Raw genomic sequence first — 18585 nt, forward strand, 5'->3', positions numbered from 1 at the left:
AACCACCGTGCCCTACCTCGACACCTGCGACCGCTGCCTCACCGAAGACAGCCCCGCCATACCGCCCGCCAAGGTCACGCCCAACGGCCCCGGATCCGTCCTCGCCACGTACCGCTGCCCCACCTGTGGCCGCACCTGGACCTGCGGATGGGCCGACCAGGGCGAGGCCGCCTGATGACTGCCTGCCCGAATCCGACGAAGTCCCGGTACGCGACGCGGGCTGCCGCGGAGAACGCCGCCAAGCGTGTCGCGCTCCGCATCGAAGATCCCCTGAGCCCTTACGAATGTGTCTGCACCTGGTGGCATTTGACCAAGAACCAGCCCGAGCAGGTGCCCCAAGCTGCTGACGCATCCGGGCCGATCGTCGAACGCCTCAGGGCGATACCCGACATCGACTTCCGGGAGATCGTCGTCGCGGACGCCCGCGGTGAAGGCGACCTCGAGGAGCGGTGTGCGCTCCGGCACCGCCACAACCTCAAGCGCTGGCAGCGGCTCCTCGGGCAGCTGATGGCCGACGTTGAACAGCAGCTCCGTGACCGGCGCAGCGACAAGAGCCTCGCCGGGCACGACTGGCGGAAGAAAGCCACCGGCCACCGCGACAGCCTCCTCCTCCGCGCCACCGAATGCCGACGGCTACGGGCTGAAGCCCACGAGGAAATGCAGCGGCGCGACGACTCCCGCCGGCGGGATGCCGAAACCGCCGCGGCCATGGGCGCCACGGCGAAGGAGCTCCGGGCGAACGCGGGGGAGCTGGCCGTCGACCGGCTGATCAAAGCCCACCGCGACGAGTTCGAGCGCTACCTCGTCGAGGAGTTCCAGACGTTCGGCCTGGAAATCCCCGACCGGTTCGCCAAATGGGCGCGCACCACCACCGCCGCCTGACCTGCACCACCGACACCAAGGAGAACCCCGTGACCGCCGCCATCCAGCCCAAGGCCGAAGTCGGCCGCCGCATCGAATACCGCGTCCACCGCAGCACCGTCGACGACCGTGCGGACGTGTACACCCCCGGCGTGATCACCTTCGCCGCCGACCCCGTTGTGTGGGTCCGCCTCGACGGGCAGCGCTCCAACCTCCAGCTCCGGGCCGACCATGACGGGCTTCGCTACCTCGACGAGGTCGGCCCCGTCCCGGCTCTGCCCATGGGCCGCTTCCAGCCCGGCACTCAGCACCCCGGCATCGACTACGAGTACGGCGGCGTCCTGGTAGTCGAGTTCGACGAGGGCGACATGGCCGCGATCACCGGCGACCGGGACAGGGCCGAAGCCGCCGTCGCCACCTACCTGCGGGAGCACTGCGGCATCGACGACGAGACCGCCGTCAGCGACGAGCTGGCCGAGCTGAAGCCGCAGTGGGTGGTGTTTGAGTGGGAGCCCGAGGACGCCGAGTGTGCATGGCTCATGAACTGCGCCGACCAGGGCGACGAGCAGGCCCTGCAAGTCCACTACCTGCCCACCGCGTGAACGCCGCGACCCGGGCGCGCTGTTACCGCGCCCGGGTCTGGCCCGACCCTACCGACCGCCCCGGCCGCGCGTTGACCCGCGCCCGGGGGACCGGACACCCCGCCATCCGCCTGCTGGAGCCCTGATGCCCCGCCACTCGTGGCTGCCTCATCCGGCCGCCGATCCGCCGCCACCGGCCTCGTGCCCGTCTGGCGGCCCGCATTTCCGGACGGCTGCTCTGGCCCGCGCCGCGATCCCGGACGGTGTGCCGTCCCGCGACATTCCGACCCGCTGCCACTGCGGCCGATACCAGCTCACCGACCCGACCACCCGACCGGAAGGAACCCGATGACCGACCAGACCAGCCGCCCCGCCGAGGAACTCCAAGTCCTCGCCCCGCTCGCCACGCTGATCGAGAAGACGATCCGCGACACCCCGATCCGCATGGGCCCCGGCGGCACCGACGACCTGACCGCGCAGCTCACCGTGAAGACGTGCGTGTGGGTCGGCAAGAACGTCCTGCCCCGCACCGAAGGCATGGCCGCGTTCGTCGCCGACGTCGACGCCGAACGCCAGCGGCAGCTCGCCAAGTTCGGGGAGCAGCACCACCCCGACGGCACCGGCCTCCACCCCGAGCGGCAGAAGCACCTCGCCGACGAGGCGCGTGCCCTGTGCGAGCGTGCGGACCGGGACGGCTTCCTCGCCTGGTCGCACATCTTCTGGGAGGAGGTCCGGGAGGCGATGGCCGAGGAGGACCCGGCCGCGTTGCGCACCGAGCTCGTCCAAGTCGCCGCCGTGTGCGCAGCGTGGATCGCCGACCTCGACCAGCGCCCCGCCGTTCCCGCTGTTGTTGGTGGCGTGTCCGGGACCAACCAGTGACCGCGGCCGTGCCCGGCGAGGCGCCGTACTGCACCGGCGACCGCTGCGAGGACTGCACCCCGGACGAGGAGTGCTGCGAGGCGACGTGCGGCTGCTGCCCCCGCGTCGACGAGCACGACCACTGCCGCCTCGCCCCCGGCAGCGAAGAGGACTCCAAGTACTGCGACCAGCACGGCGAGGGCTGGCTGTTCGGCCGCTCGCCGGAAGCCGAGCGGATGTACGAGATCCTCCGCCGCGCCTGACCCCGTGCCCTCTGACCCATCGCCCCGAAGGAGAAACCCGACCATGCAGATCGACCCCGCCAGCAGCAGCAACATCCACGTCACGCTGGCAGCCGAGGAACAGTCGCCCACCGAGACCCTCATCGGCTCGATCACCATCCGCAGCGAAAGCGTCCAGCTCGACAACGGCGAGTGCCTCCGTGATCTGGCCGTCGGCGACAGCGTCGAACTGCGGCCCGACACCGGTCACGAGGGGCTGTGGATCGCCGCCGCCTTCCAAGGCGACTTCCAGGACCAGATCACTCTGCAGCACGCCGAGGTCGTCGATGACTGCGGCAACGACCCGGTGATCGCCTGCAAGTTCAGCGGCACGCGGCACGCGCACCCGGTCGATCTTGACGGCAAGGTCCGCCCGCGGCCCACCCCGTGACTACCCACGCAGGACCGGCCCGCCGCGCTGTTATCGCGTCCGGCCGGCGCCCCGAACCCTACGCACCGCGAGGAGCCGCATGAACACCAACCCGACCACCGACCGCCCGTTCCGCGAAGAACCCACCGAGGTCTTGCACGCCGCTCTCGGTCTCGCCAGCACCCACGCCGCTCAGGCCGCCCGGTTCCGTCCGGCGCAGCCCGGTGACGAACTGCCCGCAGTCGTCGGCCTCTTCCGCACCGAGCTCCAGCACCGAGGGGAACTGTGACCATGACCGACAACCAGACTCCGCCGTCCGCTGACGAGCAGCTGCCGCAGGTCGGCTGGTGGTGCTGGCGCGGAGACGACCACGGCCACCTCGCGACGCAGCCTTGCCGCAGCGACAACGTGCCCGTCCACGTGCCTGCCGAGTGGGCGGATGAGATGCGGGCGGTGATCCAGCGGATCGAGGACGGCGACGAGGACGAGGAGCAGCCGGACACCCGCGCTGCTGTGCCTGCCGCCGTACCGCCCACAACCCGGACCGCCACCGAGCGCCGCGCCCGGTACGCCGCCCCACTGTTCGAGATCATGCGGGGGAATGGCTGGGACGGTGAACGCACCGAGCTCGTGGACCGCGAGATGGATCTCGTGCTCGACGCCGTCATCACCGTCGCGGACGCCGAGCAGACCGAGCTGCGCCGTGAGCGTGACCTTGCCATCGCCCACGACCGGCAGCCCTACCCGACCGCGTGGGCCTACGAGCAGGCGTGCAAGACCCTGCACCGGAAAGAAGCGGCGATCGAGCGGGTGCGTGCGGTCGCCTGCGACCCCGACACCTACGAAGACCCTGCCGACGTCATCAAGAGCGTGCGTGCCGCGCTGGACGATCCGAGCCGTCTGGCCGACGAGGCGCAGCAGCCGGAGGAGCCTGCCGCCGAGTGCTCCGCGCAGCATCACGGCTTCGACGACGGCCGCCTGTGCATCCGGGCCGCGCAGCACCGTGGCGATCACATTGATGAGCGCGGCTACCACTGGTCCGACACCGTCGCCGTGTATCCGGTGGCCGACGGGACGTTCCGCACCGGGGTGCGCCCACACGCCGTCGAGGCGCAGCAGCAGCCCGACATCGAGACGCGGCCCGCGCCCGACGAGTACGAGCAGACGACCGGCCACCTGATCACGTGCTTCGCCGTAGCGGGCGGCAACCCTGACCCGGACTGCCCCTGCACCGCCGCGTCTGCTGGCGTGCAGACCGACGAGGAGGCCTGACATGGGCCACGACTTCGCGCCTGGCCTCCGCAGTCGGAAGGGCCGGGCGCCAATGCCGCCGGAGGTGCAGGCGGTCGCGGACGAACTGTCCCGGCGGGCCGCCGAAATGTGGGCGGATTCGGACGGCGAGCTGTCGATTGCGGAGGCGGTGGAGCTGGCCGCATTCCGAATGGGTGTTGAAGCACCGCAAACCGGTACAGAACTTGGGAGCGAGTCGTGACCGCAGATCCCCACCACGTCAACTCGGGCCCGAGAAGCGGCCTGAGCGCCCCTCTCGCCGCCTCAACCCCGCTCGCCGGTGCCTCGCGACGTCCGGAGGGCTCCTGCGGGCTTCTGGGGGGCGTACAGGGCTTCGGGGGTGCCCGATGACCCGTATCCCGATCCGCTGGCTGCCGGACGACGAGTCGGCCGCGATCCTCGCCGCCTACGCACGCCGCCGCGAACCCCTCCGGTCCGTCCTCCGGCGCGCGCTGAGGCTCCTCGCCCAAGCCGACGGGATCCTCAACGCCAGCGGGCGAGTACCGCGGCCCGGACCCGGGAGCCCGTCGTGACCGGCCCGTCCAGCACCCCGCGCGGCGAACGCCCAGGCCGGCCCGGCGCCAACTGGGAGACCGAACTCCGCCCGACCGGCGAGCAGTACCTGCCCGACGGCGCACCCGAACCCCGCCCCAACCGTGCCACCCGGCGCGCAGCCCGACGGAGGAAGCGATGAGCGGCGCCTACCTCGAACAGCTCCTGATCATCGTCGACCGTGCGGAGCGCGGCGTGATACTCCCCGCCGAAGCCGCCCGACTCCGCACCGCGATACGCGCCCTGCACGCCCAAGCCGCCCGCAACCAGCCGAAGGAGACCGCCGCATGACCGACCGCTACGAGCAGCTCTCCGACCGGGCCCGCTGGTTCCTCAACAACTTCGACGAGATCGACCTCGCCGACATCTGCGCCAGCCACGAAGCCTCCAACCAGAAGCGGCAGGAAGCCCTCGACCGCGTCCACCACCTCGCCGACCTCATCGCAGCCGGCGCACCCTGGACCGCCAACCGCGACGACCTCGCCCAGCGGATCCGCGACGCCGCCCGCATCGACGGCGTGCAGACAGCGACTGAAGCGACCGAGCCCGCCACACGCCCGGCCCACGACGCCGGGCCGAGCATCGCCGAATGCGCCGCCGCCGACCGGCACTGGCCCGCCGACCACGACGGACCGCACCCGTGACCGACCTGCTGCTCGCCGCCCTCATGGTCGCCGCCGGAGCCGCCGCCAACGCGGTGATCGCCCTGCACGACCGGTGGCAGCGGGCGCGACGGCGAAGACGCAGGCAGGCGCCGCCATGACGAAAGCCCCCGGCCCGAATGGGCCGGGGGCTTTCTGGTGTGCGGTCAGGAGCTGAGCGAGATTTGCTCGCCCAACTCGAATGCGTTGAGCAGGGCGGCGATTTGGTTGGCGCGCAGCTTTGGGACTGAATAACCAGCGGAATAGTGGCACTCTACGAGGCCAGCCCATTCCAGGTGGTCGCATGCTCGCTTGACCGTCTCAGGATTGACCCCAAAGGCTGCTGCATACACCCGGCGAGGGGGCAACTTCTGGCCCGGCTGAATGTGCCCGCTCTGTATTTCCTGCATAACATGCCGAGCGATCTGGCGGTACATCGGAGCGACGCGCTGTTGCGGCGGCTTCGCCCGCTCGGACTTTGGCAGCCTCGCCGGACCAGGCATTACTACCTTGCGCGGGGTGACCTTTTCGAGGCTGATCTTTGGACGAAGCCAAGGCTGATCCTCGACCGCCCACCGGATGAGCGGAACTGGCTCACAACGGAACGTGAACCACTCGCCATGTGATCGCAGATGCTTGAAGTGTCGGTGCAGCTGCGTTTCGAGTTCATGGCTGCCGGGGTGCGCCCACAAGATCTGCAATGGAAGCGGTGAACCGCATTGGATCGCGGTAAGTCGTCTGGCGAGATGGATGGTGCGCCCGATCTTGACGGTTTTGCTACCAGGTGCACCGATGACGTAGACGAATTCCTGGGCCACTAACCCTCCACGCGTAGGATCATGATGAGTGGGGCCCGCTCACTTCACCTGAGCGGGCCCTCTTACTGCTTCCGTGCGCTACTTCGCGTCCGGGACATCGATCTCCTTGGTGGGGGGGTAGACGTCCTCCCAATGCTCGATCGGACCGTCCTCGTCATGGAAGGTGACGTTCGTAACGAGGACGGCGACGGCGACATGATCCGGCGCACTGATGCCTAGGGCATCGAGTTCATCTTGCGATGCCTGCCGCGCTCGCGCCCGACGCCGCCCACGAATGACCTGCCGGCCCGTTCGTTCGGTGTACATCTGCTGCCAGAAGCGTGGGAGCGGGCCGTCTTCGCTCACCTCTGGCACGGCGATTGTTGCGCGCGGGTGGATAACCGATACGCCGACGGACGTGGGCCTGCCATCCTGCCGGAAAGTGCGGATGCGGATGATGATTTCGTCACCGGGCTCGATGTCGAGCGCTTCGCAAATCCTGATGTCGTGGCAGGAGCGGCGCATGGCCCGGTGTCCTGTGGAGTCTTCTCCAGGCCCATACCGCCGACCGTTGCGCGCCATCCGATCGAGTCGGTCGACACCGCTGACGATGACGGGCAGGTCGGCTACGACCGTACCGGCGCCAGCCCTTGTCGTGATCAGCCCTTCGGTCTTCAGCATGCTGAAGGCCCGGGCGGCCGTGTTCCGGGCGACGCCCTGAGTCTGTGCCAGCTCGTTGACGGTGGGCAGTTGGTCGCCAGGCCTTAGGTCGCCGTCAGTGATCTTCTGTCGGTACTCGGCGGCGATGTCCGCGTACCCCTTTCGACTTTCCATGTAGCTCCCTCTATCGCAGGCGCAGTTCCTTCTCGCGTAGAACGTACCATCTTGAGGGGGGTAGAACGTACCCCCAAGCTCATGGTACGTTCTACCTCGTGCTCGACAGGGCGCCGCGAAAGCGGACTCATCGGGTGCGCCCTGAACGCGCAAAAGCCCCCGGTCGGGCCTTCCACAACACCGACCAAGGGCCACGGACTACCTGCGACAACAGGAGAACCGCTATGGCCAATCATGCCACCACCCCGACGCAGCCGCTCACGAACGTGCACCCCTTCCCGGCGATCGCACCGGGCCATCAGCTGGCGCCGGTCGCGATCGGCGCCCCGGGGTCGAACCAGAAGATCGTTTTCGTACCGTGCGCAGACTGGTGTACGACGAATCACGTCGCCGAGTGGGTGCACTTCCTGGAGGACGTCGACCACAGCGGCGACGAGTTCGAGGTCCACGTGCCGTCGTTCTTCAACGACAGTCAGCCGGCGTACACCCTGTCCGCCAAGCTGGGCTGTGACCCGATGTCGAGCGACCAGCGGATGCGGGACGCGCACATCGTCGTCGGTGACGAGGCGAGCGTCGACGCCTACTTGACGCCGGACAAGGCGAACGAGCTGGCGAACGACCTGCGCAAGCTGGCCGACAAGCTCGACGAGGCCGCCCGTACCGCTCGCCTGCACAACCAGCACGTCGAGGCGGTGGCGGCATGAGCACCGTGCTGGAAGTTCTGGACGCGGCGGCCCACCAGGCCGCGACCTACGTCCGCTCCACCCCGCCCGCCCCGAAGCCGGCCCGCAAGGTGCTGGAGCGGTTCTCGGCTGGTGCCCCGCGTGGCCAGTGGCCGGCGGAGTCCTACGCCGCGGTGCAGCGCCGTAACGGCGTCCCGGCCCGCGTGGTCATGGACCTGGCCTCGGACAGCTTCCTCGTGATCGTCGAGGAGACGTCGTGACTGGGGAGGAGCGTGCGGTGCTCCGCATGCTTGCCCCGCGGACGGCGACCGGTTTCCTGGCCGGTGTGTCCCGACTGGTGGCCGCCCATCCGCATCCGGTGGGGCCGACGCTGCGGCTCACGGTCTCCGTCATCGACGACGGGGAGGAGCTGGGCCACGCCGACGTCGACGTGACGAACCTGTTCGACCTGAGCCTCATGGCCGGCCTTCGGGCTGAGAGGCCGATCGTCGAGCCCGCCAAGCCGGGCGGCCGGCATCTGCGCATGGTTGGGGAGGCGTCGTGACCGACTCCGAGCGTGCCGAACTGTCCCGGAAGGTCGCCGAAGCCAACCGCCGCAGCGAGACCCGGCCCCGCTAACCCCCCTTACCGCCGCGGGTGGCGGGAGGTTCACGGCTCCCCCTCCGTCCCCGCTGCCCGCGGCTTTCCACCCCCTGCACTACCCCCACTCGTTCCTTGCGACCTTGAAAGGTCCCGTGATCAACCATGTCTCCGTTCATCTTCGATGCCGATCTCGCCCACACGGATCTGGGCCGGCAGGCCCGTGCCACGACCACGGTTGCCGAGGCTTCCGGCCTCAGCATCACCGACCTGTTCACCGCGTTCGCCGAGGCCCGTAAGGCTGGCGACAAGGGCCGGATGGCGTTGATCCGGAGTGCGGTGAAGCGGGATAAGGCCCTCGCCGCCGAGTTCGACGGCTTCGACTACCCGGCCGCCGCCTGACCCCCCTGATCGCCGTGGCGTGGGTTCCCCCGCCTGCGTCACGGCGCCCGGCTCTGGCCGGGCCCGAGCACGACCAGCACCACACCAACCGACAACCCGAAGGGACTGATCATGCACACCGGATCCGCTGACGAGCTGCGAGCTCAGACGGCGCGCAGCCAGGAGATCGGCCGGCAGATCGCCGACCTGCTGAACGAGGCGGCACGGATCGCCCCCGGCGCGGTCTCGGCGAACGTGTCCGGGTTGGGCTTCAGCATCCGCGGCGCGGGCGGCAGCTTCCGCGCCGACACGAGGTGACCGCCATGCCGGTCACCTTCCGCAAGAGCTTCCGGATCTTCCCCGGGGTCCGCCTCAACATCAACCGGCGCTCCTGGTCGATCACGTTGGGCGGCGGCAACGGTCCCCGCCACACGATCAGCAGCACCGGACGCCGCACCACCTCGATGGATCTTCCCGGCCCCTTCGGCTGGAGGAGCACCACCACCCGACGCCATCGAGAGGACTAGCTGATGGCTGCCGACGAGAAGACCCCCTGCTGGATCTGTGGTCAGCCCGGCGCCGAACCGGAGCGCACGCTCCTCGGCTTCAAGAAGCCGATCTGCCCGCCCGGCGCGGGCTGCTCCCGAACCGAAAAGTAACCCCCCACCGCAAGCCCCGTTCACCCCCACCGAGTCCTGGAAGGACAGCCATGAGCAGCGGATACCGTTCCTGGGAGGAGCGTGACGCCGACGTAGCCAAGACCAAGGCGGAGACGGCCCGCATCGCGGCCGAAGCCCAGGCCGCTGCACAAGCAGCCGACGCCGGGGCCGCCGCAACCGAGACCGCCAAGCTTGCCGAGCAGGTCAAGCAGGCCAAGCTCCTCAAGACGCTCGCCGACGTGAAGGACACCGCTAAGGACGACACGGCGGCCCGGAAGGCGCAGCGCCGTGAGAAGCGCGATGACGACGGCACCACGTTCAAGCTGCTCGTCAACGTCGTCATGGCGCTCGGCCTCCTCGCCGCGCTGCCCGCCCAGATCTCGTACTTCCTCGGCCTGCACCGCAAGGACGACACCAACCCCGGCCCTGCCTGGACGCTCGCCCCGGTCCCGTTCTTTCTCGAACTCCTGGCCTGGGTCGGCGTCATGGGCACCCGGTGGGCACACCGCAAGGGCCTGCCCCGCTGGCCGTTCTGGATGCTCACCGCGACCCTGGCCGGGCTCGCCGGCTACATCAACTTTGCGCACGGCGTCACCGAGTACGGCGCCGTCGCCGGCTATGCACTCGCCGCCACGTCGATCATCGGCCCGCTGCTGGCGGAGGTCCGCCAGTTCCTGGAGTCGAAGGCCGCCGAGGACGGGCGGAACCTGGCGCAGCGAGCCCGCGACCGCCGCGCCGCACGTGAAGCGGCGAAGGCTCAGCGCGAGCGGGAGCGGGTCGAGAAGGTCGAGGACGAGCGCCGCTGGAGGCTCTTCCCGAACGAGTTTGCCGAGTTCGAGCGGATCATCGCCGCGCACCCGACGGGCGGCATCGAGCGTGAGGCGGCGTGGCAGCAGGCGTGGGACACGATGCACGGTCTGCCGCTGTCGGTAACGGCCGAATCTCTCGCCTCCAAGGAGGCCGCCCGCGAGGCGATCGAGACGGTCATGCACGACTACGGGCGAACCCCGGAAAGCGTTGCCGTCGACCTGTGGCTCGCCGAGATTTTCGGCTCGAATCGCGGCGACGACGGACCCACCGGAACGCCCGCAGGAGGCACTCCGAACGGGCCCACGGGGGGAGGGTCACGTGCCCGCTCCGAGAGGCGCCGCCAGACCGCTACAGCCCTTGAGGGTAAAGGGAAGCAGCCCCCTAGCCGTCCCGTCGACCCGGACACGGAACGGCCCCTCGAAGAAGCCGACCTGATCAAGGTCCGCGCCCTCGCCAAGGCCCTCGGCGGAACCGGCCGGCTCTCCGCCCGCAACGTCCGCGAAGCCGTCGGCTGCCGCACCAAATACGCCATGCGTCTGCGCGACGCGGTAAAGGCAGAACCCGCCCCGACCAACTGACCAACCACCCTTACCCAGGAGTCTGAAAATGAACGAGACCATCCGCCGGATCGCCGTGTCGGGCACCGCCACTGTCGCCCTCCTCGGAGGGGCTGCCGCCACCGCATCCGCCACCGTCACCGACCAGCACCAGGCGACCGTCGTCGCCATCGCCAAGACCGACGTCAACGACCCGGCCGGCATCACCAACGGCCTCACCCCCGACAACGGCAGCGGCTCCAGCCTGCAGAACCCGAACAGCGTGCAGCCGGCCGGAGTCAACGGACAGCAGATCCAGACCCAGGCCTCCGGCGGTGCTGTAGCTGGCGGCGTCGTCGCGATCCTCGTCCTCGGCATCGTCGTGTTCGTTCGCGTGAAGCACCGCGACATCAAGCCCGGTGACGCCGTTCTGGTCGGCCTGTTCGGCATCGCCCTCTCGGGCACGGTCATCGGCGCCATGGGTGACCAGATCACCAACTCGGCTATCGCCTCCCTCGGCAACGTCCTCGGCGGCCTGTAGCCACACGCTCCGCGGGGCCCATCCCCGGGCCCCGCCCCCATTCAAGGAAGGACCAGGCCAGTGGCCACCGAAGTGCAGCCCGAACCGATCGAGCAGCAGCCCGACAAGGAGGCCGACGAGCCCGGCCGTGGCGACCGCGCGAAGGCCGCCTTCAAGGAGCAGCGCGGCCACGCCGCCGCCCGCACCAAGGACTGGCTGGCCACCGCCGACCTCGACGAGGTGGCCGTCATCCACATGGCCATCGAGAAGAAGCAGCGCAAGCACGACGAGAAGGTTGCCCAGCAACAGCGCGCTGCAGCACAGGCGCACGCCCACTTCGTCGTCGCCAAGGCCGCGGCAGAAGCGGATGAGAAAGGCGGCAACGCCAGTAGCCTCGCCTCCCACGCCGGCCGGGTAGCGTCCGAAGAATCCAAGCTGGAGGCGCTCCGCAACACTGTCGTGCTGCCGCCCAACGACCGGGAAATCAACGCCGTCCGGCAGAGCAAGAAGGCCATGCGCGCAGGCATCCTCGCAGGTGGAGGTCTCGCCTCCCTCCCGGTGCTGGGTACAGCGATAGAGCAGGCGGCCAACGGGCAGCCGCTCATCCTTGCCGTCGCCGCGGCTGGGGCGAGCTGGGGCTGGTATCTGATCTCCCGCCCGTTTGTCGCCCGGGACAGCGAGCAGGACGGTGAGGCCCCTTTCGGCCTGACCCCGGTCCTGCCCGCCACGTTCCAGGCGGGGACGGCCGGGGGAGCGCCGACAGTCGGATCGCACGTCGTCATGAACGTCGAGCAGCTCGCCGAAGGCGCCAAGCCGTACCCGATCCGCAACGCGCGCACGCCCCAGCAGCTCGCTGAATGCGTCCTGCTCGCGGCACGGGCCGAGGGAGTGCCGATCGTCGAAGTGTCGGACGTGCAGCAGCAGCCTTGGGGCTGGCAGTGCACCGTCCGCGTCTCCGACGGCACCCCCGAGGCGATCATCGCGAAGAGTGGCGACCTGGAGACCAAGTTCGACTTGCCCACCAACGGCGTCCGACCCCAGCCGATCAAGGCCCGGCGAGCGTGCGCCGTCCTGCGACTCGTCGACGGCAACCCGTTCGCGTCCGCCCCCGGCCTGCCGTACCGCGCCCCCAAGTCCCTGTCGATCACCGACAAATTCCGTGTCGGAACCTCCGTCGGCGGCGACCCGCTCGAGCTGTCCCTGGCCGGCGTCATGGGCCTGTGGGTGGCCGCATCCGGCGGCGGCAAGACCGGAATCCTCCAGGCCCTCGCCGAGGGTGTCACCGCCTGCCGCGACAACATCACCATCGACCTCGACCCATTCGGTGACGGGCTGGAAGACCTCGGTGACGCTGTCCGGATCACCGCCCGCACCAACGAGCAGATCGAAGCCGTCCTGCTGTTCTTCCTGGTCATGGCAAAGGGCCGGGCTCGACTGCGGGCCAAGCTCGGCATGGGCAAGAAGTGGCAGCCCAGCCCCGAACGCCCGGCCATCACGATCTTCTACGACGAGCTTCCGAAAGCCAGCGCCCTGGCCAAACGCCTGTACAACGACCTGCTGCTCGTCGGCCGCAAAGAGTTGATCGTCGTGGAGGCCGCATCGCAGGGCGGCCAGAGCACCTACCTCGGAGCGAACATCGCCCAGATGGTCGCCTTGCAGGCGGTCGGCCCCTGCAAGGTCGAAGACACCCGCTCCGTGTTCGGCGACGGCTCCGTCAAGGAGGGATACCTTCCGCACCGTCTGTCCCCAGCCACCCAGACCGACCCCAAGGACGCCGGCCACATCTACATCAAGGGTGTGCCTGGCAAAGCCGACGAGCCGATCGAGTACGCCATCCACGAGATTCCGTCCGACACCCTGCGGCATCTGGCGCAGGAGCGACTGGAGGCCGGGCTCCTCGACCCCGATCAGGACAGCCTGGACGCGATGCGCGGCGTGGACCTGCCGGAGTACGTCGAGCCGGAGTACGACAAGGACGGCGACCTCAAGAAGCCCGCCCCGGTCGAGCTCCTGACCTGGGAGCAACTGCTGAGGCTGTGCGACGCCGAGCCGCCCGCGGGAGCGGAGTTGACGAACGGCCCCGCCCGCGCCGCCGTCGAGGACTCCGTGACGGTTATGGAGAAGGCGGACGTCGACCGGATGAAGACGGAGACGCTGCTGCTCGCGCTGCAGGAGTACGACTCGGACGCCTACGGCGAGATGGCCGTCGACGAGTTCAAGGCGCTGATGAAGAAGGCCGGCGCCGGAAGCCCGATCACGCTCGGGCCGATCGGCGAGGAGAAGAGTCCGCGCGGCTTCAAGCGTGATCGCCTCCGCCATCTGCTGTGACCGCTATGTGAAATATGTACCCCTGATCAGGGCCTGCTCAGCCCTGCTCACGCCGCAAACCCGCAGGTCACGGCTGCTCAGCCTGCTGCTCAGCGCCTGCTCAACGGCTGCTCTGAGCAGGGCCTGAGCAGACCCTTGAGCAGCCCTGACCTGCACCTTTACCCGCTGAGCAGGGCTGAGCAGCAGGAATAAACCACAACAAACCGGAATTGGAGATCCACTCATGCCGAAGACCTGGGAGCCCACCAAGCAGGGCATCCGCGACCTCAACCGGCACATCCGCAAGGGCACCACCGTGTACACGGTCGCCCACATCGCCACCAACATGGCGCCCTACGAGGACAGCAAGTTGTACCGCGAGTACACCTTCGACTGGCGGTCCCCGATCACCGGGCACTGGATGACTGGCCACATGTCCGCCGCACAGCTCCTCGCCACGCAGGGCACCGTCTACGAGCGCCCGCCCGCTCGCATGCGTCCCCTCGCCGGCCCCGGCCCGCAGGTCGGTGCACCCCTCGGCAGCAACGACTACGAGGGCGTCCTCGACGAGGCCGAACTCCGCGGCCTGGAGAAGCACGTCGCGGGCGGCAGCAACCCCCGCAACCGCCGATCCGCCGGATCCTGGCGCCTCTGACAACGATCAAGGAGAACCAGTGAACACCACCCACCAGAGCGTCCGCGACTACATCGCCGCCCGCGAGCGAGGGGACCGCGCGGAAACCGAGCGACTCAAGAACGAGGCCATCGCCCGCTTCAACACCCGGACCACCGACGGCACCGAACTCCGCGACATGACCGAAGCGTCGATGGCCATCCCGTTCGGCCGCGACCAGTAGCTGAGCCCATCCAGTCCACAACAACCAGAAGGGATCTACACATGGCCACGAGGCAGGAGCTGCTCGCGCTCGCCGCGAACACCGAGGACCTGATCGCTCGTACCCCCGAGCCCGCCGCGCACCAGCTCGAACAGCGCGACCGAATCATCGCCGCCGCCCATGCCTCTGGAATTACCGACGCCGAGATCAGCGCCGCACGATAGCCAAGCCGGGGCGCCCCTTCCCGCCTGCCAGCAATCAGGGGCGCCCCATCCCTCCCCAGCCCGCAAGCGAACCAAGGAGACCTCCATCATGCCCAAGCGCATGACCGATCAAGAATGGGAGGCGCAGAACGGCGGCCTCTCGCCCGGCGAAGCGACCGCCCGCGGCCTGTGCTGGCACTGTTCCGGCAACGGTGTCCTCTACACCGCGCACGGCCGCGTGCAGCGCAAGGTCAACTGCCCTGAATGCAAGGGCAGCGGCGAGGCCAGCCGATGACCACCACTGTTCTCGCCCCCGCGGCAAGCCCGCCCAAACTCGACCTGGACGCCCGGCTCGCCCTCCGCCTGGCCGACATGACCGTCCGCCTCGACGAGGCCGCCGTTGCCTTCGAGGTGAACACCGCGCACCTGCCCGGCGCCGACCCCATCCCCGACATCGCCGAAATCGTCCCGCTCCAGCCAACCCTGACGCCGGCGGTCAGCCCGTACAGCACCCCGCTCGCCGCCCTCCTGCACCGGGCGCGCGTCCACATCGAAACGAACGGCTGGCTGCGCGGCGGCCTCCGCGAAGACCACGGCACCCGGCGCTGCCCCATCGGCGCCATCCGCATCGAAGCCGACAGCGGCTGGCAAGCCGACGACGCCTGTGTCCTCCTCCTCGACGCCATCCAGGCCGACTTCGCGGACGCCGAATCCATCCCCTCCTGGAACGACGCCCAGACCAGCCCCGCCCCCGTCCTGTGCTACCTCGACCGCGCCGCCCAACTCGGCCACAGCCGCGGCATCTGACAAAGGAGAACCCCATGCCCAACCCCACCCCCGACGAGATCCGTGAAGCCGGCCGCCAGCTCCAGCGAGGCGGCGTCCTCGGCCGCGGCAGCACCAAGAAGGCCGACCAAGTCGTAGCCCAAGCCGAGGAAGCCGGACTCGACGGTCGTGAGGTCGCCTTCCAAATCCTCGGCGCCGCCGCCGAGCACAAGCCCAGGTGGCGACGCCAGTGACCAAGACGTACCGCTTCACCGCCGCCGTCAGCGACGGCAAATACCACGACGGCGAAACCGTCGGAATCGTCCGCGCCAACTCGGAGGCGGAGGCACGCAGGTTCGTCGCCGACGCGATTCGCGAAGACGGCGTCCGCAAGGGATCCCGCCGCCCCTGGACCGCCACCAGCATCAAACTCACCTGACCGACAGGAGAAACCCATGCAGAACCATCGGCTGGAAACGTGGGAAAACGTCGGCTCCCTCCGGGGCGACGCGATACCAGCGGGCGAGCGGTGGGCCGCCGCCATCGTCGACGACACCAAACAGAAGGTCATCGTTCAGGCAACGGCCGCCACGCCTGGCGCGGCAGAAGCCGACGCCAACGCCAAATACGCCGCCTGGCAGAAGCGCGGGCAATGACCGTCACGTTCGCCTGAGAGGACACTCGAACCATGGGATACGCGTACTACGAGATCATCCGCAACGGCGAGAAGATCGAAGCCGGGTACGGCGTCGAGGCCGTCTGCGAGCGGGATGGCTGCGAAGCGAAGATCGACCGCGGTCTCGCCCACTTGTGCGGGAAGACGCCCGGCGGCGACGAGCACGGCTGCGGCGGCTACTTCTGCGAGAACGACCTGCACGGCGACAACCAGTGCGGGCCCTGCGCCGAAGCCGCCGACGAGGCCAACCAGTGGATCCACCCGCAAACCGGCGAGGAGTTCGACCTGCGTGACCGCTTCCTGCCCGCCGGATCCAGCTACGACGGGCGCGAAATCGTCTGGCAGCACACAGGCAACTGGCAGGGCGAAGTCCCCCTGGTCGAGCCGGTCTACGCCCACACGCAGGTTCCAGCACCCGGTGCTGCGCGAATGCTCACCGAAGGGGAGTGGGAGGACGTCACCCGCATCATCCACCGGCAGCTGCAGACCGCCTGATCAGCCAGCGGAAGGGCCCGGACCGTCATCGGTCCGGGCCTTCGCCATACGCGGAACAGCCCGCGCCACCCAGCCGGAGCCGACCGCGTTCGTCGGCAACGTCGCCGGCCGGGCACCCATCCGCTCGCAGATCAGATCCAGCTGCTGCTGGCAGACCGCCCGGCTCTTCGCCCGCACCATGAACACGATGTCGTCCATGCCCGAAGTGTGACGCGGCCGGTGGGGGAGTGCGGGCGGAATCGGGGAAGCGGCTACTCGGGGGTGCCCGTCACCGCCCGGCTCCCAGCATGATCGGGCCAACGGTCAACGTGACGATGACCAGCGCAAAGGCGAAGCCGTAGGCGCACGCCTGGAAGTAGTCCGGGTCGCGTAGCCAGCGGCGGATGATGCGGAGCGGGTTCCAGGTCATCCGGCCTTCTCCTGAAGAGCCTGCTCAAGCTCGGCGATCCTGCGGCGGGCGGCCTTCAGCTCCTCGTGGTCCGAGAGGGCGGCGTCGTACCAGTCGGGCGGCACGAGAACCCCTGAGCGCTTCCCTCGTCGGGTGATCTCGGTGTGCTCGGCCTTGTGCTGGCTGCCGTCCAGAAGGTCGGCGAACTCCTTACGCGCCTGCTCGACGGGGACGCTCTGCGGCTTCTTCATGTCAGGAGTGTAAGGCGCGTCAGGTCTGTAAGGAATGCCAGGCTGCGACCTTACGAAGATCCTTGTCTGTAAGGTCTGCAAGCACCTTGCGAACCTCTCGGATTGAACTGTAAGGTTCGTAAGGAAGGTGGAGCTCGGCAAGGGGCATCGCCAGGGAGACCAGCAGGGGAGACGGCAATGAAGGTCTACGAGCGCACCGAGAACGGTGTCACCACCAACGTCTCCATCCGTGAGGGCCTGGACGAGATCAACCACGCACAGATGGCCGGCAATCGCGACGTGCGCACGATGTCGTCCATCACCCGCACCGACTTCGCCATCGAGTACAAGGACGGCCGCAAGGTCCGCCTGGTCCGGGTCGACGCACCGGCCGAAGAGCCTCAGGAGTGGGGCACGGCAAGTGCATCCATGCTGCTGCACAAGTTCCAGGGCACGGGGACCGACTACCGAGCGAAGTGCCGGAAGAGCATCAGGTGGTACGCCCGCCCGCTCTCCCAGCACGAGAAGGCCAGGCTTCAGACGCGCAGCGAGATCGAGTCGAAAGAACTGGCCCACCTGTACACCTTCTGCCCCCGCTGCGAAGCCAAGTCCTAACCCAGCCTGGGCCCGGCCTTCACCGGCCGGGCCCGCCGATCCACCGCACATCCGACACGACCCCTACACCGCAGCGCTCGAAGACCGCCGCTACTGGAACCGAGACGAGGACTGACCCGTGGACCTGAACCGTGAGCCCGCCACCATCGCCCGAAGCGCCGCCGAAGAAATCCGGGCCCTCAACCACCGCACCCTCGGCACCCACGCCTTCGAAGAGCCCTCCCAGATCTACAGCACCATCAACGAGATCAAGCAGGCCGTATGGGGAATGCCGCAGGCCATCGAACAGATCTGGGGCGAGCTCCGCACCATGAGGGACGCCGAGGCCATCCGCATGGACAACGGCACCAACGTTGCCGAAGCGGCGGAGGAAGCCCGGCAGGAGCTGAACGACGCCCGGCAGTTGCTCGCGCAGGCCGGCCAGGCACTCGACCGCGCCACCGGAATCCTCTCCCACATGGGCGGCCAGTGGTGAACGACCCCCGCATCCGCCGCCTCGCCGAGAGCATGAACCGCATCGCCGAGGAGGGCCCTGGCACCCCTCGATCCTGGAATGACCTGATCAGCACGGAGCAGAACAGGCTCCTCCGGGAGGCCGCCAACTGGCTGCGCGCCGCCGTCGAGGCCGGGATCGCCCCGCTCGCCGACCGGCCCTCCGACAAGCACGACGCGATCCTCCTCGACAACTACGGCCAGTTATGGGGCGAATACCAAACCAGCCCGTCATCGCACGGCGACGCACTCCTCCGCCTCGTCTGGGCGTCCGAGCAGTGCAGCTCGAAGCAGGCGCTCGAGGCCGAGGGCGTCGAGTTCCGCCTCATCGGATGGAGCGAATAG

40 protein-coding genes are annotated in these 18585 nt (G+C 68.9%); 35 read left to right on the forward strand and 5 right to left on the reverse strand.

The window, feature by feature from the left end; all coding sequences use genetic code 11:
* The first annotated feature begins 7 nt into the window (after nt 1-7).
* The 13 genes from ACWBNA_RS22885 (at nt 8) to ACWBNA_RS22945 (ending at nt 5556) form a co-directional block, all read left to right on the forward strand.
* On the forward strand, nt 8-175 hold the full coding sequence (locus ACWBNA_RS22885; RefSeq protein WP_159050182.1) for a hypothetical protein: 168 nt from the start codon (nt 8-10) through the stop codon (nt 173-175).
* The gene (locus tag ACWBNA_RS22890; RefSeq protein ID WP_482706324.1) at nt 175-882 is read left to right on the forward strand and encodes a hypothetical protein; all 708 of its coding nucleotides are present in this window, start codon (nt 175-177) and stop codon (nt 880-882) included. Before ACWBNA_RS22885 ends, ACWBNA_RS22890 begins: the two co-directional genes overlap by 1 nt.
* Nucleotides 883-911: 29 nt before the next feature.
* Nucleotides 912-1463 carry a hypothetical protein gene (locus ACWBNA_RS22895; RefSeq protein ID WP_482706325.1) on the forward strand — a complete coding sequence of 184 codons (552 nt, stop codon included), beginning with the start codon at nt 912-914 and terminating at the stop codon, nt 1461-1463.
* A gap of 327 nt (nt 1464-1790) precedes the next feature.
* On the forward strand, nt 1791-2321 hold the full coding sequence (locus tag ACWBNA_RS22900; RefSeq protein WP_482706326.1) for an NUDIX hydrolase: 531 nt from the start codon (nt 1791-1793) through the stop codon (nt 2319-2321).
* A complete protein-coding gene (locus tag ACWBNA_RS22905) occupies nt 2318-2563 on the forward strand; it encodes a hypothetical protein (RefSeq protein ID WP_482706327.1) in 246 nt (81 codons plus the stop codon). The genes ACWBNA_RS22900 and ACWBNA_RS22905 overlap by 4 nt, the downstream gene beginning before the upstream one ends.
* Before the next feature lie 43 nt (nt 2564-2606).
* On the forward strand, nt 2607-2972 hold the full coding sequence (locus ACWBNA_RS22910) for a hypothetical protein (protein ID WP_482706328.1): 366 nt from the start codon (nt 2607-2609) through the stop codon (nt 2970-2972).
* A gap of 79 nt (nt 2973-3051) precedes the next feature.
* Nucleotides 3052-3240: a hypothetical protein gene (locus ACWBNA_RS22915; protein WP_482706329.1), complete on the forward strand. Its 189-nt coding sequence runs from the start codon at nt 3052-3054 to the stop codon at nt 3238-3240.
* Between the two features lie 2 nt (nt 3241-3242).
* Nucleotides 3243-4223 carry a hypothetical protein gene (locus ACWBNA_RS22920; RefSeq protein ID WP_482706330.1) on the forward strand — a complete coding sequence of 327 codons (981 nt, stop codon included), beginning with the start codon at nt 3243-3245 and terminating at the stop codon, nt 4221-4223.
* A gap of 1 nt (nt 4224) precedes the next feature.
* Nucleotides 4225-4443 (forward strand): hypothetical protein, encoded by a 219-nt coding sequence (locus ACWBNA_RS22925; RefSeq protein ID WP_482706331.1) that lies wholly within the window; start codon nt 4225-4227, stop codon nt 4441-4443.
* A 145-nt stretch (nt 4444-4588) separates the two neighbouring features.
* A complete protein-coding gene (locus ACWBNA_RS22930) occupies nt 4589-4774 on the forward strand; it encodes a hypothetical protein (protein ID WP_482706332.1) in 186 nt (61 codons plus the stop codon).
* A gap of 157 nt (nt 4775-4931) precedes the next feature.
* Nucleotides 4932-5084: a hypothetical protein gene (locus ACWBNA_RS22935; protein WP_482706333.1), complete on the forward strand. Its 153-nt coding sequence runs from the start codon at nt 4932-4934 to the stop codon at nt 5082-5084.
* Nucleotides 5081-5437: a hypothetical protein gene (locus ACWBNA_RS22940; RefSeq protein WP_482706334.1), complete on the forward strand. Its 357-nt coding sequence runs from the start codon at nt 5081-5083 to the stop codon at nt 5435-5437. The genes ACWBNA_RS22935 and ACWBNA_RS22940 overlap by 4 nt, the downstream gene beginning before the upstream one ends.
* A complete protein-coding gene (locus ACWBNA_RS22945) occupies nt 5434-5556 on the forward strand; it encodes a hypothetical protein (protein ID WP_482706335.1) in 123 nt (40 codons plus the stop codon). The genes ACWBNA_RS22940 and ACWBNA_RS22945 overlap by 4 nt, the downstream gene beginning before the upstream one ends.
* Before the next feature lie 45 nt (nt 5557-5601).
* Here the strand turns inward: ACWBNA_RS22945 and ACWBNA_RS22950 are convergent, their stop codons facing one another.
* Entirely contained in the window at nt 5602-6252 is a 651-nt protein-coding gene (locus ACWBNA_RS22950) for a GIY-YIG nuclease family protein (RefSeq protein ID WP_482706336.1), read from the reverse strand.
* A 78-nt stretch (nt 6253-6330) separates the two neighbouring features.
* On the reverse strand, nt 6331-7065 hold the full coding sequence (locus ACWBNA_RS22955; protein ID WP_482706337.1) for a GntR family transcriptional regulator: 735 nt from the start codon (nt 7063-7065) through the stop codon (nt 6331-6333).
* Between the two features lie 224 nt (nt 7066-7289).
* Here ACWBNA_RS22955 and ACWBNA_RS22960 point away from each other — a divergent pair, with 224 nt between their 5' ends.
* The 19 genes from ACWBNA_RS22960 to ACWBNA_RS23050 all read left to right on the forward strand — a co-directional run bounded on the left by ACWBNA_RS22960 (nt 7290) and on the right by ACWBNA_RS23050 (nt 16515).
* The gene (locus ACWBNA_RS22960) at nt 7290-7769 is read left to right on the forward strand and encodes a DUF6907 domain-containing protein (RefSeq protein WP_482706338.1); all 480 of its coding nucleotides are present in this window, start codon (nt 7290-7292) and stop codon (nt 7767-7769) included.
* Nucleotides 7766-8008 (forward strand): hypothetical protein, encoded by a 243-nt coding sequence (locus tag ACWBNA_RS22965; protein WP_482706339.1) that lies wholly within the window; start codon nt 7766-7768, stop codon nt 8006-8008. The genes ACWBNA_RS22960 and ACWBNA_RS22965 overlap by 4 nt, the downstream gene beginning before the upstream one ends.
* Nucleotides 8005-8292, forward strand: a complete 288-nt coding sequence (locus tag ACWBNA_RS22970; protein ID WP_482706340.1) for a hypothetical protein — start codon at nt 8005-8007, stop codon at nt 8290-8292. Before ACWBNA_RS22965 ends, ACWBNA_RS22970 begins: the two co-directional genes overlap by 4 nt.
* Nucleotides 8293-8492: 200 nt before the next feature.
* Nucleotides 8493-8729: a hypothetical protein gene (locus ACWBNA_RS22975; RefSeq protein ID WP_482706341.1), complete on the forward strand. Its 237-nt coding sequence runs from the start codon at nt 8493-8495 to the stop codon at nt 8727-8729.
* Between the two features lie 111 nt (nt 8730-8840).
* Complete coding sequence (locus ACWBNA_RS22980) at nt 8841-9026, forward strand: hypothetical protein (protein ID WP_482706342.1); 186 nt, start codon at nt 8841-8843, stop codon at nt 9024-9026.
* 5 nt (nt 9027-9031) lie between these two features.
* Nucleotides 9032-9235: a DUF4236 domain-containing protein gene (locus ACWBNA_RS22985; RefSeq protein WP_482706343.1), complete on the forward strand. Its 204-nt coding sequence runs from the start codon at nt 9032-9034 to the stop codon at nt 9233-9235.
* 3 nt (nt 9236-9238) lie between these two features.
* A complete protein-coding gene (locus tag ACWBNA_RS22990; RefSeq protein ID WP_482706344.1) occupies nt 9239-9367 on the forward strand; it encodes a hypothetical protein in 129 nt (42 codons plus the stop codon).
* A 50-nt stretch (nt 9368-9417) separates the two neighbouring features.
* Nucleotides 9418-10755 carry a hypothetical protein gene (locus ACWBNA_RS22995; protein WP_482706345.1) on the forward strand — a complete coding sequence of 446 codons (1338 nt, stop codon included), beginning with the start codon at nt 9418-9420 and terminating at the stop codon, nt 10753-10755.
* Nucleotides 10756-10783: 28 nt separating this feature from the next.
* A complete protein-coding gene (locus tag ACWBNA_RS23000; RefSeq protein WP_482706346.1) occupies nt 10784-11254 on the forward strand; it encodes a hypothetical protein in 471 nt (156 codons plus the stop codon).
* Nucleotides 11255-11314: 60 nt separating this feature from the next.
* The gene (locus tag ACWBNA_RS23005) at nt 11315-13561 is read left to right on the forward strand and encodes a hypothetical protein (protein WP_482706347.1); all 2247 of its coding nucleotides are present in this window, start codon (nt 11315-11317) and stop codon (nt 13559-13561) included.
* Nucleotides 13562-13784: 223 nt separating this feature from the next.
* Nucleotides 13785-14195, forward strand: a complete 411-nt coding sequence (locus ACWBNA_RS23010; RefSeq protein ID WP_482706348.1) for a hypothetical protein — start codon at nt 13785-13787, stop codon at nt 14193-14195.
* A gap of 19 nt (nt 14196-14214) precedes the next feature.
* A complete protein-coding gene (locus ACWBNA_RS23015; protein ID WP_482706349.1) occupies nt 14215-14397 on the forward strand; it encodes a hypothetical protein in 183 nt (60 codons plus the stop codon).
* 41 nt (nt 14398-14438) lie between these two features.
* Nucleotides 14439-14600, forward strand: coding sequence for a hypothetical protein (locus tag ACWBNA_RS23020; protein ID WP_482706350.1), 162 nt, complete (start codon nt 14439-14441; stop codon nt 14598-14600).
* Between the two features lie 88 nt (nt 14601-14688).
* Nucleotides 14689-14874, forward strand: coding sequence for a hypothetical protein (locus ACWBNA_RS23025; RefSeq protein WP_482706351.1), 186 nt, complete (start codon nt 14689-14691; stop codon nt 14872-14874).
* A complete protein-coding gene (locus ACWBNA_RS23030; RefSeq protein WP_482706352.1) occupies nt 14871-15386 on the forward strand; it encodes a DUF6197 family protein in 516 nt (171 codons plus the stop codon). Before ACWBNA_RS23025 ends, ACWBNA_RS23030 begins: the two co-directional genes overlap by 4 nt.
* Before the next feature lie 14 nt (nt 15387-15400).
* Nucleotides 15401-15598, forward strand: a complete 198-nt coding sequence (locus ACWBNA_RS23035) for a hypothetical protein (protein WP_482706353.1) — start codon at nt 15401-15403, stop codon at nt 15596-15598.
* Nucleotides 15595-15783: a hypothetical protein gene (locus ACWBNA_RS23040; protein ID WP_482706354.1), complete on the forward strand. Its 189-nt coding sequence runs from the start codon at nt 15595-15597 to the stop codon at nt 15781-15783. Before ACWBNA_RS23035 ends, ACWBNA_RS23040 begins: the two co-directional genes overlap by 4 nt.
* Nucleotides 15784-15799: 16 nt before the next feature.
* Entirely contained in the window at nt 15800-16000 is a 201-nt protein-coding gene (locus tag ACWBNA_RS23045; protein WP_482706355.1) for a hypothetical protein, read from the forward strand.
* Nucleotides 16001-16032: 32 nt separating this feature from the next.
* Nucleotides 16033-16515 carry a hypothetical protein gene (locus tag ACWBNA_RS23050; RefSeq protein WP_482706356.1) on the forward strand — a complete coding sequence of 161 codons (483 nt, stop codon included), beginning with the start codon at nt 16033-16035 and terminating at the stop codon, nt 16513-16515.
* Here ACWBNA_RS23050 and ACWBNA_RS23055 read toward each other — a convergent pair whose 3' ends face one another.
* The 3 genes from ACWBNA_RS23055 to ACWBNA_RS23065 all read right to left on the reverse strand — a co-directional run bounded on the left by ACWBNA_RS23055 (nt 16516) and on the right by ACWBNA_RS23065 (nt 17154).
* Complete coding sequence (locus tag ACWBNA_RS23055) at nt 16516-16713, reverse strand: hypothetical protein (protein ID WP_482706357.1); 198 nt, start codon at nt 16711-16713, stop codon at nt 16516-16518. It abuts the gene before it with no gap.
* 70 nt (nt 16714-16783) lie between these two features.
* Nucleotides 16784-16924 (reverse strand): hypothetical protein, encoded by a 141-nt coding sequence (locus tag ACWBNA_RS23060; RefSeq protein ID WP_482706358.1) that lies wholly within the window; start codon nt 16922-16924, stop codon nt 16784-16786.
* A complete protein-coding gene (locus ACWBNA_RS23065; protein ID WP_482706359.1) occupies nt 16921-17154 on the reverse strand; it encodes a type II toxin-antitoxin system prevent-host-death family antitoxin in 234 nt (77 codons plus the stop codon). The genes ACWBNA_RS23060 and ACWBNA_RS23065 overlap by 4 nt, the downstream gene beginning before the upstream one ends.
* Nucleotides 17155-17331: 177 nt before the next feature.
* Between ACWBNA_RS23065 and ACWBNA_RS23070 the strand changes: the two genes are divergently transcribed.
* From ACWBNA_RS23070 to ACWBNA_RS23080, 3 genes are all read left to right on the forward strand, one after another.
* Entirely contained in the window at nt 17332-17748 is a 417-nt protein-coding gene (locus tag ACWBNA_RS23070; protein WP_482706360.1) for a hypothetical protein, read from the forward strand.
* Between the two features lie 118 nt (nt 17749-17866).
* Nucleotides 17867-18223, forward strand: a complete 357-nt coding sequence (locus tag ACWBNA_RS23075) for a hypothetical protein (protein ID WP_482706361.1) — start codon at nt 17867-17869, stop codon at nt 18221-18223.
* A complete protein-coding gene (locus tag ACWBNA_RS23080; RefSeq protein ID WP_482706362.1) occupies nt 18220-18585 on the forward strand; it encodes a hypothetical protein in 366 nt (121 codons plus the stop codon). The genes ACWBNA_RS23075 and ACWBNA_RS23080 overlap by 4 nt, the downstream gene beginning before the upstream one ends.

It is taken from the genome of Streptomyces sp. Q2, assembly GCF_056820935.1.

Coding starts and splice junctions, on each gene's coding strand:
- ACWBNA_RS22890 (WP_482706324.1), top strand. CDS start 175: ATGACTGCCTGCCCGAATCCGACGAAGTCCCGGTACGCGACGCGGGCT.
- ACWBNA_RS22900 (WP_482706326.1), top strand. CDS start 1,791: ATGACCGACCAGACCAGCCGCCCCGCCGAGGAACTCCAAGTCCTCGCC.
- ACWBNA_RS22910 (WP_482706328.1), top strand. CDS start 2,607: ATGCAGATCGACCCCGCCAGCAGCAGCAACATCCACGTCACGCTGGCA.
- ACWBNA_RS22915 (WP_482706329.1), top strand. CDS start 3,052: ATGAACACCAACCCGACCACCGACCGCCCGTTCCGCGAAGAACCCACC.
- ACWBNA_RS22920 (WP_482706330.1), top strand. CDS start 3,243: ATGACCGACAACCAGACTCCGCCGTCCGCTGACGAGCAGCTGCCGCAG.
- ACWBNA_RS22925 (WP_482706331.1), top strand. CDS start 4,225: ATGGGCCACGACTTCGCGCCTGGCCTCCGCAGTCGGAAGGGCCGGGCG.
- ACWBNA_RS22930 (WP_482706332.1), top strand. CDS start 4,589: ATGACCCGTATCCCGATCCGCTGGCTGCCGGACGACGAGTCGGCCGCG.
- ACWBNA_RS22935 (WP_482706333.1), top strand. CDS start 4,932: ATGAGCGGCGCCTACCTCGAACAGCTCCTGATCATCGTCGACCGTGCG.
- ACWBNA_RS22940 (WP_482706334.1), top strand. CDS start 5,081: ATGACCGACCGCTACGAGCAGCTCTCCGACCGGGCCCGCTGGTTCCTC.
- ACWBNA_RS22955 (WP_482706337.1), bottom strand. CDS start 7,065: ATGGAAAGTCGAAAGGGGTACGCGGACATCGCCGCCGAGTACCGACAG.
- ACWBNA_RS22960 (WP_482706338.1), top strand. CDS start 7,290: ATGGCCAATCATGCCACCACCCCGACGCAGCCGCTCACGAACGTGCAC.
- ACWBNA_RS22965 (WP_482706339.1), top strand. CDS start 7,766: ATGAGCACCGTGCTGGAAGTTCTGGACGCGGCGGCCCACCAGGCCGCG.
- ACWBNA_RS22975 (WP_482706341.1), top strand. CDS start 8,493: ATGTCTCCGTTCATCTTCGATGCCGATCTCGCCCACACGGATCTGGGC.
- ACWBNA_RS22980 (WP_482706342.1), top strand. CDS start 8,841: ATGCACACCGGATCCGCTGACGAGCTGCGAGCTCAGACGGCGCGCAGC.
- ACWBNA_RS22985 (WP_482706343.1), top strand. CDS start 9,032: ATGCCGGTCACCTTCCGCAAGAGCTTCCGGATCTTCCCCGGGGTCCGC.
- ACWBNA_RS22990 (WP_482706344.1), top strand. CDS start 9,239: ATGGCTGCCGACGAGAAGACCCCCTGCTGGATCTGTGGTCAGCCCGGC.
- ACWBNA_RS22995 (WP_482706345.1), top strand. CDS start 9,418: ATGAGCAGCGGATACCGTTCCTGGGAGGAGCGTGACGCCGACGTAGCC.
- ACWBNA_RS23000 (WP_482706346.1), top strand. CDS start 10,784: ATGAACGAGACCATCCGCCGGATCGCCGTGTCGGGCACCGCCACTGTC.
- ACWBNA_RS23010 (WP_482706348.1), top strand. CDS start 13,785: ATGCCGAAGACCTGGGAGCCCACCAAGCAGGGCATCCGCGACCTCAAC.
- ACWBNA_RS23020 (WP_482706350.1), top strand. CDS start 14,439: ATGGCCACGAGGCAGGAGCTGCTCGCGCTCGCCGCGAACACCGAGGAC.
- ACWBNA_RS23025 (WP_482706351.1), top strand. CDS start 14,689: ATGCCCAAGCGCATGACCGATCAAGAATGGGAGGCGCAGAACGGCGGC.
- ACWBNA_RS23030 (WP_482706352.1), top strand. CDS start 14,871: ATGACCACCACTGTTCTCGCCCCCGCGGCAAGCCCGCCCAAACTCGAC.
- ACWBNA_RS23035 (WP_482706353.1), top strand. CDS start 15,401: ATGCCCAACCCCACCCCCGACGAGATCCGTGAAGCCGGCCGCCAGCTC.
- ACWBNA_RS23045 (WP_482706355.1), top strand. CDS start 15,800: ATGCAGAACCATCGGCTGGAAACGTGGGAAAACGTCGGCTCCCTCCGG.
- ACWBNA_RS23050 (WP_482706356.1), top strand. CDS start 16,033: ATGGGATACGCGTACTACGAGATCATCCGCAACGGCGAGAAGATCGAA.
- ACWBNA_RS23055 (WP_482706357.1), bottom strand. CDS start 16,713: ATGGACGACATCGTGTTCATGGTGCGGGCGAAGAGCCGGGCGGTCTGC.
- ACWBNA_RS23060 (WP_482706358.1), bottom strand. CDS start 16,924: ATGACCTGGAACCCGCTCCGCATCATCCGCCGCTGGCTACGCGACCCG.
- ACWBNA_RS23065 (WP_482706359.1), bottom strand. CDS start 17,154: ATGAAGAAGCCGCAGAGCGTCCCCGTCGAGCAGGCGCGTAAGGAGTTC.
- ACWBNA_RS23070 (WP_482706360.1), top strand. CDS start 17,332: ATGAAGGTCTACGAGCGCACCGAGAACGGTGTCACCACCAACGTCTCC.